Annotated in this window: 10 protein-coding genes; 9 read left to right on the forward strand and 1 reads right to left on the reverse strand. The window is 50.8% G+C overall.

Translation table 11 applies throughout. The features are described 5' to 3' along the window. Window positions 1-46 precede the first annotated feature (46 nt). Window positions 47-2,110: a polyphosphate kinase 1 gene (ppk1, locus tag AC50Y3_RS09625; RefSeq protein ID WP_494818532.1), complete on the forward strand. Its 2,064-nt coding sequence runs from the start codon at window positions 47-49 to the stop codon at window positions 2,108-2,110. Here ppk1 and AC50Y3_RS09630 read toward each other — a convergent pair. After that, window positions 2,101-3,630, reverse strand: coding sequence for a Ppx/GppA phosphatase family protein (locus AC50Y3_RS09630; RefSeq protein ID WP_494818533.1), 1,530 nt, complete (start codon window positions 3,628-3,630; stop codon window positions 2,101-2,103). The two genes, ppk1 and AC50Y3_RS09630, sit on opposite strands and share 10 nt — an antisense overlap. Window positions 3,631-3,930: 300 nt before the next feature. On the opposite strand from AC50Y3_RS09630, the gene citZ reads away from it, so the two are divergent. From citZ to AC50Y3_RS09670, 8 genes are all read left to right on the forward strand, one after another. Next, window positions 3,931-5,043 (forward strand): citrate synthase, encoded by a 1,113-nt coding sequence (gene citZ / locus AC50Y3_RS09635; protein ID WP_494818534.1) that lies wholly within the window; start codon window positions 3,931-3,933, stop codon window positions 5,041-5,043. 199 nt (window positions 5,044-5,242) lie between these two features. After that, window positions 5,243-6,535, forward strand: a complete 1,293-nt coding sequence (gene icd, locus AC50Y3_RS09640) for an NADP-dependent isocitrate dehydrogenase (RefSeq protein WP_494818535.1) — start codon at window positions 5,243-5,245, stop codon at window positions 6,533-6,535. A gap of 140 nt (window positions 6,536-6,675) precedes the next feature. Next, window positions 6,676-7,617, forward strand: coding sequence for a malate dehydrogenase (gene mdh, locus AC50Y3_RS09645; RefSeq protein ID WP_091220745.1), 942 nt, complete (start codon window positions 6,676-6,678; stop codon window positions 7,615-7,617). Window positions 7,618-7,711: 94 nt separating this feature from the next. Then, window positions 7,712-9,946 (forward strand): DNA helicase RecQ, encoded by a 2,235-nt coding sequence (gene recQ / locus AC50Y3_RS09650; protein WP_494818536.1) that lies wholly within the window; start codon window positions 7,712-7,714, stop codon window positions 9,944-9,946. Between the two features lie 75 nt (window positions 9,947-10,021). Further along, window positions 10,022-10,453, forward strand: coding sequence for a hypothetical protein (locus tag AC50Y3_RS09655; RefSeq protein ID WP_494818537.1), 432 nt, complete (start codon window positions 10,022-10,024; stop codon window positions 10,451-10,453). Window positions 10,454-10,474: 21 nt separating this feature from the next. Continuing rightward, window positions 10,475-11,431 (forward strand): sugar kinase, encoded by a 957-nt coding sequence (locus AC50Y3_RS09660; protein ID WP_494818538.1) that lies wholly within the window; start codon window positions 10,475-10,477, stop codon window positions 11,429-11,431. After that, a complete protein-coding gene (locus AC50Y3_RS09665; protein ID WP_494818539.1) occupies window positions 11,432-12,235 on the forward strand; it encodes a DeoR/GlpR family DNA-binding transcription regulator in 804 nt (267 codons plus the stop codon). 167 nt (window positions 12,236-12,402) lie between these two features. Continuing rightward, window positions 12,403-13,335: an NHL repeat-containing protein gene (locus tag AC50Y3_RS09670; RefSeq protein WP_494818540.1), complete on the forward strand. Its 933-nt coding sequence runs from the start codon at window positions 12,403-12,405 to the stop codon at window positions 13,333-13,335. Window positions 13,336-13,399: the final 64 nt, after the last annotated feature.

Raw genomic sequence — 13,399 nt, forward strand, 5'->3', positions numbered from 1 at the left:
AAATAAACGACATAATTGGGATAATCGACTGGCAGGAGGATCCGGAATGAATAAAACGATATCACCGTATGTAAACCGCGACTTAAGCTGGGTCGAATTTAATCGCAGAGTGCTGGAAGAAGCGCAGGATCCTGATAATCCGCTGCTCGAGCGGGCCAAATTTCTGGCGATCGTCTCAAGCAATTTGGATGAATTTATGAGTGTGCGCGTCGCAGGCATTCAAGATCAAATGAAAGCAGGCTATACGAAGCGGGATTTCACAGGCTACACACCTGCTGGTTTGTGGAAACGATTAATGAAACGCACGAATCAAATGGTTGCGGATCAGTATCGCACGTATCGTGAAGTACTGCGCGGTTTGGCCAAGGAAGGCATTTGCTTCCGTCCCATTGAAGAATTAAATGCACAGCAGCTCAAGGCTGTTGATGAATATTTTTATGATATCGTGTTTCCGGTACTGACGCCAATGGCGGTGGATCAAAGCCGTCCGTTCCCGCTGCTGCATACGAAGGAGCTTTATTTGTCCGTTATTTTGGGCCGTGAGAATATGCCGGAGGAAGAGGAGCCTTTCTTTGCGATCGTCCAAGTGCCTTCGATTCTGCAGCGGTTTATTTCTGTGCCGGGCCGGGTTAACAGCAAGAAGAACGAATTTATACTGCTTGAGGAACTGATCGAACGACATATAAACACCCTGTTTAACGGTTATACGACGATTGCGGTAGATCCGTTTCGTTTAACGCGCAATGCGGATCTTACGCTGAATGAAGAAGGCGCCGAGGATTTGCTCGAAGAGATTGAGAAGGAGCTTCGCCGCCGCAGATGGGGACTTCCGGTTCGTTTGGAGTATGGGAAGGGTATACACCCTTATGCGCTTCAAATGCTGAAGGAAGAGCTGGAACAGGGGGAAAATGTATTTGAAATCGACGGTCCGCTCGATCTTAGTTTTCTGATGCGTTTTGCCAATTCACTGTCGCACTATGAATCGCTCTTGTTTGAACGAATTGAGCCGGTTTATCCGCAGGAATTCGAACAATCGGATGATATGTTTGCGGTTATTCGGCAGGAGGATGTGCTCCTTTACCATCCCTATGAGTCGTTTGAGGCGGTAAGCGATTTTGTAGCCGAGGCAGCAGAGGACCCCGATGTGCTTGCTATCAAAATGACGTTATACCGGGTCAGTGGCCAATCTGCGCTCGTTCAGGCACTTGCCATGGCAGCAGAGTCCGGGAAACAGGTTACAGTGGTTGTGGAGCTTAAAGCGAGGTTTGATGAAGAGCGAAATATCGCATGGGCGAGGCAGCTTGAGAAAGCAGGCTGTCATGTCGTTTACGGTCTCGTTGGGTTGAAAACACATGCCAAGATCACCCTTGTAGTGCGCAGGGAACAAGGCATGCTGCGTCGCTACGTGCACGTCGGTACTGGTAACTACAATGACAGTACGGCCAAACTATATACAGACATCGGTCTGTTTACGTCTCATCCGATTATCGGAGCCGATGCATCGGCTTTGTTTAACGAGGTGACAGGGTATTCGTCTCCTTATGAGTGGAAAGCATTCGGTGTCGCTCCATCTGACCTGAAAGAGAAGCTGTTCGGCTTGATTGAGCGCGAGATCGCTCATGCCGCGGCAGGCAAACCGGCTCATATCATTGCAAAAATGAACAGCCTATCCCATCAAGAAATGATCGATAAGCTGTATGAGGCGTCCCAGGCCGGGGTGAAGATCGAGCTGATTATCCGCGGTGTATGCTGCTTAAGACCAGGTGTACCGAACCAAAGCAGTAATATTCGAGTCATAAGCATCGTAGACCGGTTCTTGGAGCATTCGAGGATTATTTATTTCCACAATGGAGGCGAAGAGGAGCTGTATTTATCCAGTGCCGACTGGATGACACGCAACCTTACCCGCCGTATTGAATTGATGTGTCCTGTATTCGATCCAAGATTGCGCAAAAATCTATTCAACGTACTTCGGCTGAATTTGGATGATAACAAAAAGGCCCGCGAGCTCCAGTCAAGCGGAAATTACGAGCCTGTCCAAAATGATCTTCCGGTTCTGCGGAGTCAATTTCAAGCGAAAAATATTCGCAGATGGAAGACTTATCGGTGATCCGGTGTATGAAGGACGGGAATTAGTCCCCATACCTTCTTGAAGTCGCCTGCAAGCGCGTCGACCTCTTTCCGTTCGACGGAGAGCAAGCCCTCGGCGCGAATCGCACGCAGATGGAGCTTTCCTCCGGCAATCTCGATATGGAGTTTTCCGATAGCTTGGGTTTCACTGCGGTCAAGCGCAATGGCGAGCTGAAGCAAAGTGCCCATCTGGCAAATGTTATTCACATCTTCTTCGCTGAGCATCGGCTTATAGGCTGCAGCAATTTGCTTGACGCGATTCTTTCCTTTGAAAGAAGCAATGGATGCGCATTGGAGCAGCTCTAGGTGCGAAAGTCCATTAATATGCGAATTGATCATCAAGTAAAAGGTATGCTTGCGATAATCATAGTAATCGATACTCGCGCCGATTCGGTGAAGTATCGAGGCTACATCGATTAGCTGCCTGGCTTGGACCGGATTTCGCAGCTGCGATTGCAGCGCATCCATCAAGCTAAGCACGATGCGATTCACCTGTGAGGTGTGCTGCATCGGTGCTTCCGGATGCAAGGCAGCCAAATTATTTACGCTGTACGTAAGGACGTCATCGAGTCGTGGACGCTCTGGAAACCGAGTGGCGTAGAACAGGCCGTCGCGCAGACCTGCCGCACAAACGATGTAATGCGATGCGCCAATAAGTTTATAAATCGTACGCAGGATGGCGATACCGGGGACGATGATATCGACCCTGTCCTTCGACAGGCCTGGCATTTTACTGCGCTTATCGAGCGGTTCCTTACGCAGCAGTTCAAATAATACGTCAGTCGACTGGCCCAATAAGGGGTAGTTGTTCGTGCTTTCGAAGGGATACTTCGTATGAGCCTGGTGTACCTTGCCAAGTGCACGTACAGTGCCCCCAACCCCAATTAACGGAAGTCCCGGTGTCAATTTAAGCCATGCCTCGCGCTCAACCCATTCGGTAACGTGCTGCTCCAGCTCGCGCAGCTGCAGGTCAGATAACATGCCTCCCTTTGCAAAACGGCGAGTCATGCTGACGCAGCCGAACGGGAACGAAACGGCTTGCACAAGCGTGCGATCCTTAAACAGCGATACTTCCGTGCTTCCGCCGCCGATGTCGATGAGGAAGCCGTCTTGGATATCCATGGAATTAATCATGCCCAGAAAACCGTACCCGGCTTCTTCTTCGCCTGAGAGCAATTCAATGGGAAGGCCTGTTTTCGCCTCGATCCGGTGCAGCACTTCGCTTCGGTTCGACGCATTGCGGATGGCCGCTGTCGCGACAGCACGAATGAGTCCTGTTCGATGATGTGCGCAAATTAATCGGAAGTGATTAATCATATCTACAAGCTCTTCGATCGTTGCGGAAGGCAATGCTCCTTCATCATTCAACTGTTCGCTGAGGCGGGCTGCACGTTTGCTTCCGTCGATGACGCGATGAGCGCCGCCGGAGGTCCGTTCATAGATAACAAGCCGGATCGAGTTGGAGCCAATGTCGATGATGCCAATACGCTGTTCCGTCATAAGTAAGCCCCTTTCGCTGATGCTGCAAGTCCTAATTCTATTATCACATCTTACCATTTCCGCAGCAGCGCAATAAAGTGCTTATTTGTGAGGGTAAAAGCACAGGAAATTGGGAAAAATCATTGCAGGAAAGGTGAAGAAAAAACCTTTATGGTGCCGATAAATCAATTTTATGTCCGATTTTGTTCACTTCGTGGTCAAAATCCGATATGATTAAAGCGACGATACGGAACTCGAATCCAATTATTGTTAATTGTTACTCCATTTTTTAAATAAAAAGAGGTCAAAGGAGAGAGAAACATGACAGCAACCAAAGGTCTAGAAGGCATTGTCGCAACGACATCCTCGATCAGCTCGATCATCGATGGCGTACTGACATATCGCGGAATCGACATCGATGATCTTGCGGAGCACGCTTCTTTTGAAGAAGTGGCTTACTTACTCTGGTACGGCAAGCTGCCAAACCAATCCGAACTGGACGAGTTGCTTGGACAACTTAGCGAGTACGCGGCTGTACCGGCAGGGGTGCTGGAACAATTGAAGCTCTACCCTAAAAATACAAATTCGATGGCGGCTCTTCGTACAGCGGTTTCAAGTCTTGCCCTGTTTGACGAATCGGCTAACGATATGTCGCAAGAGGCGAATATCAAGAAAGCCATCAAGATCCAAGCTCAAATCCCTACGCTCGTTGCGGCATTTGCGCGCATCCGCCAAGGTCAAGAGCCGGTAGCACCGAAGAGCGGCGTTTCCATTGCTTACAACTTCCTCTACATGCTAACAGGACAAGAGCCGGATCAAGTGGCTGTTAAAGCACTGGATCAAGCGCTTGTATTGCATGCAGACCACGAGCTTAACGCTTCTACATTTGCTGCACGCGTTACGGTTGCAACGCTGTCGGACATCTATTCCGGCGTTACATCCGCAATCGGCGCATTGAAAGGTCCTCTTCACGGCGGTGCGAACGAAGCCGTTATGGTGATGCTGGAAGAGATCGGTTCTTTCTCGAATGTAGAATCCTATATTAACGCGAAACTTGCGAACAAAGAGAAAATCATGGGCTTTGGTCACCGCGTTTACAAAAACGGCGATCCTCGCGCAAAGCATCTTCAGAAGATGTCCCATGAGCTTGGCAAATTGACAGGCAACATGGAGCTTTACGAAATGTCTGTTAAAATCGAAGAGCTGGTAACCGGTCAAAAAGGTCTGAAGCCAAACGTCGACTTCTACTCCGCATCGGTTTACACGACGCTTGAAATTCCGCGCGACCTCTTCACGCCGATCTTTGCCATCAGCCGTGCATCCGGATGGACAGCGCACATTCTTGAGCAATACGAGAATAACCGCCTGATCCGCCCGCGTGCTGAGTACACAGGTCCGGTTGACCAGAAGGTAACGCCAATTACACAGCGTTAAGCAATAGGAAGCTGTTAAGAGCGCCAGCAGGCCATCGCCTGATGGCGCCTTGCATGCGACGGGGTGCCGATGCACGACCGCTAGGTTGTGTGGCCGGCTCCCCGTCAAGTTATGTATATCGATGGTCATTCATTAACCAAGCGTGCGCTTTGAGTCATGCACTCGTAGAGCAACGCATAATCTTAGGAGGAATTCATTCATGCAACTCGAAAAGTTCGCACTACCAACTGAAGGCGACAAAATTACAATCGATAACGGCGTACTTCAGGTTCCTAACAACCCAATCATTCCTTTCATCGAAGGCGACGGCACAGGCCGTGACATCTGGAAAGCGTCCAAGCGTGTTCTGGATGCAGCTGTTGAGAAAGCATATGGCGGCGAGAAGAAAATCGCATGGTACGAAGTGTTTGCCGGCGAGAAAGCATTCAACGCTTATGGCGAATGGCTTCCAGCTGATACACTGACTGCAATCCGCGAATACATCGTAGCCATCAAAGGACCTTTGACTACGCCAATCGGCGGCGGTATCCGTTCCCTGAACGTAGCGCTTCGTCAAGAGCTTGACCTTTATGTTTGCTTGCGTCCGGTTCGTTACTTCGACGGCGTACCTTCCCCGGTTAAACGTCCTGAGCTTGTAAACATGGTCATCTTCCGTGAAAACACAGAAGATATCTACGCTGGTATCGAGTACCAAGAAGGTTCCGATGCCGTTAAGAAAGTGATCTCCTTCTTGCAAAACGAGATGGGCGTTAACAAAATCCGTTTCCCTGAAACTTCCGGTATCGGTATTAAGCCGGTTTCCGCCGAAGGCTCCAAACGTCTTGCACGTGCTGCGATCGAATACGCGCTGAAACACGGCCGTAAATCGCTGACACTGGTTCATAAAGGAAACATCATGAAATTTACAGAGGGCGCGTTCAAGAACTGGGGCTACGAAGTGGCTGAGCAAGAGTTCGCAGACCAAACCTTCACTTGGGGTCAATACGACCGCATCAAAGAAGCAGAAGGCGCTGACGCAGCTAACAAAGCACAAAAAGATGCAGAAGCAGCTGGCAAGCTGATCGTAAAAGACGCAATTGCTGATATCGCATTGCAACAAGTACTGACACGTCCTACAGACTTCGACGTAATCGCAACGCTTAACCTGAACGGCGACTACCTGTCTGATGCACTGGCTGCACAAGTTGGCGGTATCGGTATCGCTCCTGGCGCTAACATCAACTACCTGACTGGACATGCAATCTTCGAAGCAACTCACGGTACAGCTCCTAAGTATGCTGACCTTGATGTTGTAAACCCAGGTTCGGTTATCCTTTCCGGCGTAATGCTTCTTGAGCACCTCGGCTGGCAAGAAGCGGCTGATTCCATCTACAAAGGTCTGGAAACAGCAATCAACAACAAAACGGTTACTTATGATTTTGCACGTCTGATGGAAGGCGCAACTGAAGTTAAATGTTCCGCATTCGCTGACGAAATCATCAAAAACCTGTAATTCACCCATACTAAGCACTTCACCTTGGGGTCTTTCTCATCATGAGGAGGACCCCAAGGGCTTATCCTCTGGAATCCCAGCCGGCTCGTGACGGATTTAGACAGGCGTATATTACATTTGTTTAAGGGAGGCCGTTTGTTATGGCGATTAAACGGAATAAAATCACAGTTGTGGGAGCGGGTTTTACCGGTGCTACAACAGCTTTGATGCTTGCACAGAAAGAGCTTGGCGATGTTGTGTTGGTCGATATTCCGCAGCTTGAGAACCCGACTAAAGGCAAGGCGCTGGATATGCTGGAATCGACACCGGTTCTTGGCGTCGACTCCAAAATTACAGGTACTTCCGACTATGCAGATACAGCTGGTTCATCTGTAGTAATCATTACAGCCGGAATCGCTCGTAAACCGGGCATGAGCCGTGACGACTTGGTTAACACCAATGCCGGCATTGTGAAATCGGTTTGCGAAAACATTAAAACGACCAGCCCGGATGCTTATGTAATCATTCTTTCTAATCCGGTTGATGCAATGACTTACGCCGCGTATAACACGCTTGGGTTCCCTAAGAACCGAGTCATCGGCCAATCCGGCGTACTCGATACAGCGCGGTATTGCACGTTCATCGCACAAGAGCTTAACGTATCCACGGAAGATGTTCGCGGCTTCGTTCTCGGCGGCCACGGCGACGATATGGTGCCGCTTGTTCGTTACTCGAACGTTGGCGGTATTCCAATCGAGAAGCTCATTCCGGCTGATCGCATTGAAGCCATCGTGCAGCGTGCACGTGTTGGCGGCGGTGAGATCGTCAATCTGCTGGGGAACGGCTCCGCTTACTATGCTCCTGCTGCTTCGCTTGTTCAGATGACAGAGGCGATTCTGAAGGACAAGAAACGCATCCTTCCGGTTATCGCACTGCTTGAAGGAGAATACGGCTACAACAATCTATTCATGGGTGTACCGGTTATTCTGGGCGGTGACGGCATCGAGAAAGTATTCGAGCTGGAGCTTACTGAAGATGAGAAAGCGGCACTTGAGAAGTCCGCTAACTCCGTTCGCAACGTAATCGCGGTTGTGAACGGCTAATAGAGCAAGACGCAGCTCATGAAGCACATGAGACCCTGACATATTCCTCGTCAGGGTTTTGCTGTTTTTAATTTTAAGAAGGAGGTGGCTGCCCATGCATACTGAAGCACAGCAAATGCTGAAGCAAGTTTACGGCTACGACAGCTTCCGCAAAGGACAAAGCGATATTATCGAAGGCGTGCTGGCGGGTAAAGATACACTTGCGATCCTGCCCACAGGCGGAGGGAAGTCCATCTGTTATCAGCTGCCGGCGATGCTGCTGCCCGGAACGACGATTGTAGTCTCACCGCTCATCTCGCTAATGAAGGACCAGGTGGATGCTTTAAACCGATTAGGCGTACCCGCAGCTTATTTAAACAGCTCGCTTGATGCGGCTGCTTATCGCGATGTTGTAAGGCAGACGGCAGAAGGTGTATACAAGCTGCTCTATGTTGCGCCAGAGCGACTGGACAGCAACATGTTCGATTCCTTGTCGAGTCAGATGCACATCCCGCTCATCGCGATCGATGAGGCGCACTGCGTGTCCCAGTGGGGACATGACTTCCGACCGAGCTACAGACAGCTTGCAGGCTGGATCGGAAGGCTGGAGAACCGGCCGCCGGTTGCGGCGTTTACAGCGACAGCGACGCCGGAAGTTGCAGACGACATCGCGGCGATGCTCGGGCTGCGCAAGCCGAATATTTTCATAACCGGCTTTGCTCGGACGAACTTAACGCTCTCTGTCGTGACGGGAACGGATAAACGGAAATTTCTTCGCGACTTCGTTTCGCAGCGGCCTGATCAATCGGGTATTGTCTACACGGCAACGCGCAAGGAAGCGGAGGAAGTGAGTGAGGATCTAACGCGGCTCGGGATTGCGGTTGGCAAATACCACGGCGGCTTGGGCGATGAGGAACGTGCGGATGCGCAGGAGAAGTTCAGATTCGACGATTACCGTGTGATGGTTGCGACGAACGCATTTGGTATGGGGATCGATAAGCCGAACGTTCGCTATGTCGTTCACTATCAGATGCCCGGCGATGTCGAGTCGTACTATCAGGAAGCGGGACGTGCGGGCCGAGACGGGGAAGAGAGTGATTGCGTCCTCTTATTCGAACCTCAGGACGTGCAAGTGCAGCGGTTCTTGATCGACAGAAGTACCGGCGATCCGGAGCGGAAGACGGTTCAGCTTAATAAGCTTTATACGATGATGCATTACAGCAGGTCGGAGAAATGTTTGCTGCAGTATATCGTGAAATATTTTGGCGAGTCGGATGTGCCGGAATGTGGGAAATGCAGCAATTGCCTTGATCAGAGTGCGTTGATCGATACGACCGAGGATGCGCGTAAGGCGTTATCTTGCGTGGGAAGGCTCAAGGGCAGATTCGGGATTTCACTTGCGGCAAAGGTGCTGAAAGGCTCAAGAGAGAAACGGATTATCGAGTTTGGTCTAGACCGGCTGTCGACGTATGGGCTCATGAGAAGCTGGGTTGAGAAGGAGATTACGGATCTGCTGTACTGGCTTGTAGCAGAAGGTTACTTGCGAATCAGTGAAGGCGAATATCCGACGGTATCCCTTACAGCGGAAGCTCTTCCGGTGCTCGAAGGGAAAGTGACGGTTCATCGCAGGCAAAGCGCAGCAGCCAAAAGAAGAGCATCCGAAAGCACCGCAGTCGCATCGGCGAACACGCCGCTGTTCGAAGCGCTTCGGGAATGGCGCCGAGTTACGGCGGCCAGAGAGCATGTCCCGCCGTTTATGCTGTTTTTTGACGCGGCGCTTCGTGAAATTGCAGATCGGCAGCCGGTGAATACCGAGCAGCTGCTCGGCGTGAAGGGGATCGGGGCTGCCAAGGCGAACAAATACGGCAGCGAAGTGATTGCCATCGTTAGATCGTTTAAAGGCGATGCTGCGGCAGAGGCAGGCAGTGAGCCGTTCTCACAGCCTTCACAGCCGCAAACAGAGTCTTACTCGTCTGCACCTCTTCCAATGCGTGAGAAGCCCTCTGAAGCGCTCACAGGTGCGCTCCAAGCGGAGCTGGAGGGGTTATCGAGCCATATGCAGTCGTTGACGCTTCTTGGCATGGGACATTCGATCGCTGACATCGCATCGATACGCGGTATGGGCAGAGTGACAATCGAGAACCATTTGCTGCGATGTGCGCAAGAGGGCGAGGAGCTGGACTGGGATGTTTTTATCCCGAAGCAATACGAAGCTCAGATTGTGGAAGCGATCAATCAAGTAGGGGCAGATAAGCTCAAGCCGATCAAGGAAGCGCTCCCGGATGATGTCGAATATTTTGCAATCAAAGCTGTTATGGTCAAGCATCGATTGTCATCTGCCGCGGAATAAACGGGTTTCTTTGAATTGCCGCGCTGATTTTAGTATACTTGTAAAGATCATAATACAATTTAGGAGGACGTACGGATGTTGAATTTCATGTTGTTTTTGCACGTACTCGGTGCTGCCGGAATGGGGTTTTACCTCGTTTTGCCGCTGATGGTCGGACGCGCATCCAAGCTTGACGGCGCCGGACAAGCAGGCCTTGCCGAAGGTCTTGTTTCCGCAAACCGAATTGCCCAATATTTTCTCGTCCTGCAGCTGCTGACAGGCGGTTACTTGATGTCGCAAGGTGAGTATAAAGTGATTTGGATGATTATTGTTACATTGCTGTTCCTAGCTATTGCCGCACTGGGGGGAATTGTGACGAAACCGCTGAAGCGGATCGCAGCTGAGATTCAGAGCGGTCAAAGCGCAACGGCCCACATTGGTAAAGCCCGTGTGCTGAGCCTGATCATTCTTGTTATTTATGTTGTAATTCTTTACTTCATGAAATATCCGATTATCAAAACGATGTAAGTCACATTGGAGGGATAACCGTTGACGAAAGCAGTGCCGGATTTATTAACCTTCGGGGAAACGATGGCGTTGTTTATGCCGCAGGAATATAAGAGCATTGAGAATGCCTCAACGCTTGACGTAAGCTTCGGCGGAGCGGAGAGCAATGTTGCGATCGGCGTTGCCAGACTCGGTGCTTCGGCAGGCTGGTTCGGCGCGCTTGGTGATGATCCGTTCGGCAGAGCCATTCTGAAGCGCATTCGCGGTGAAGGAGTCGACGTGTCACGTGCGAGCTTGGTTGAACAAGCTCAAACGGGCATGATGTTCCGCGAGATGGTAGCAGGGAAGCTGGCCGTTCATTACTACCGCAAAAATTCCGCCGCCAGTCAGATGCTGCCGGATCAGCTTGATTTGGATTACATCCGCGGCTGCAAGATTTTGCATATCTCCGGCATTACGCCGGCGCTTAGCAAGAGCTGCCGTGAAACGATCTTCGCGGTCGTTGCTGCTGCAAAGGAAGCGGGCGTACGTATTTCCTTCGACCCGAATTTGCGCCTAAAGCTGTGGACGATCGAGGAAGCACGTGAAGTGGTGATGCCGCTTGCAGAGCAAGCTGATTATTTCTTACCTGGCTGGGATGAGCTGCGATTACTGTATAACAACGATGACTTTGAAGCTGTGAAAGAAGAGCTGTCGAAGCTATCGGCCATCAGCATCATCAAAGGTGTCGGTGACACGACAGTTGTGCTAGAGGAAGGACAAGCGGTAGAGGTGCCATTCTATCCGGTTGATCGAGTAATCGATACGGTAGGAGCCGGCGACGCGTTCTGCTCCGGTTTCCTGGCGGGACTTCTTAAAGGCATGAGTGCGCTTGAGGCTGTTCGTCTTGGCAGCATCAGCGGCGCATTGGTGGTTCAGATGCGCGGTGACTGGGAAGCGCTTCCTGATTGGGCGAGCGTTGAGCGCAGATTATCGGACAAAGGCTGGGTGGAACGCTAAATGGCGGATGTACAATCGTCGAAAGGACAGCGGCGGCGGGAGCAGATCATGAATGTGCTGAAGCGGCAAGGACGAATTACGATCCAAGAGGTCGTAGAACGATTTGGCATTTCGGAAGCGACGGCACGCCGCGATTTGGAGCTGATGGAGAAGTCAGAGCCGGTCATTCGGACGATTGGCGGAGCGATGTATGATGGTATGAATGCGGTTAGAGAGCTTCCCTTTGCAGAGAAGGAAGGGTTGTCTTTCCTCGAGAAGGAACGGATTGCGGCGGCAGCTGCAGGGCTGATCTTCGAAGGCGATGTCGTAGGGCTCTCCGGCGGCACAACCAACTATTACTTAGCTAAGCTGCTCAAAACGCGCCGAGGCATTACTGTTGTGACGAATACAGTCAATGTTGCAATGGAGCTGGCAGGCAGCGATATCAACGTTGTCGTGACAGGCGGGATGATGCGGCATAACAGCTTTGAATTATGCGGTCCGCTTGGCGAAGGCATGATCAGTCAGCTGCACATCGGCAAAATGTTCCTCGGCGTCGACGGTGTTTCCTCAACCGGAGGCATTACCACCTATTCCGAGCAAGAGGCGCAAATCGCCAAAGCGATGATTCGCAGATCACAAGCAACCTATGCGATGTTCGATCATACGAAGATTGGCCGTACCTCGCTATTCTCCATTGCGCCGCTCACCGAGCTGCAAGCCTTTATAACGGACAGGCCGCTTCCACAGCAGCTGGCGTCCATCGCCAATGCACATGGCATTCAGACCGTCATAGCAAGCGAAGAGCAGGAAGCTTCGATCTAACATAAATGAGCCCGTTATCACAGCTACATATAGAGCGAGAAGGAAGCAATATCGTAATGGATGAGAATCCATGCAGATATTGCTTTTTTGTTAAAATATTACTTTTGCTTTTTCCCGATTTTGGTATACTTGGGATTGTACGAAAACTTGAAAGGAGAAATGTGAACGTGTCTGAAAAATTGATTATTGGTAACGAATCTCACTCCTATGAAGTTGCAGAAGGCTGGGGTAAGCTTCCGGAAGGAATCGCTTACGGCTATACACATGGTATTGTCGTCGATGAAAATGATAACGTTTACGTACATAACACGAGCAAAGATTCCGTTGTCGTTTTTGACAAAGAGGGAAATTTCAAAACCTCGTGGGGCGCGGAATTTGAGGGAGGCGCTCACGGCTTCTACCTGCACCGTGACGCGGATGGCATCGAATATTTGTATTTCGCAGATACCAATCGCGCGCTCGTTGTGAAAACAACGCTATCCGGTGACGTGCTGCTCGAAATTGGCGGACCTGAACGTCCGGATCTGTACGATGCAGAACGCCGCTACGTTCCGACTGATGTGTGCGTAGCACCAAACGGAGACATTTACGTTTCCGACGGCTACGGACAATTCTATATCCATCACTATGATGCCAAAGGCAACTATATCCGCACATGGGGCGGCCGTGGTTCCGAGCCCGGCAAAGTCAAAGAACCGCACGGGATCTCCATTAACCTGCGCGGCGATGAGCCGGAAATTTACGTCGCGGACCGCAGAAACAGCCGCATTCAAGTGTTTACGCTTGAGGGCGAGCATAAGCGTTTCGTCGATCATAATCTGGATCTGCCGTGCAGCTTCTATTTCTTCGGTGATGAGGTTTATATCCCGGATCTGGACAGCCGCATTACCGTGCTGGATAAGAATGATCGCCTCATTACGCATCTCGGCGAAGATCAGCAGGCTTATAAGCAGCAGGGCTGGCCGAATCTGCCGAAATCCTATTACCGTCCTGATAAATTCAGCTCGCCGCATGGCGTTTGCGTAGATTCGCAAGGCAATGTCTATGTAGCGGAATGGATCTTCGACGGCCGCATTACGAAGCTCATCAGACAGAAATAAACACGCACTCCTTGCACGCTTCCTAACTAAAAAGGGTTATGCAGCAAGCGGCCTCCGTTACGGT

The organism is Paenibacillus sp. J22R98 (assembly GCF_059383835.1).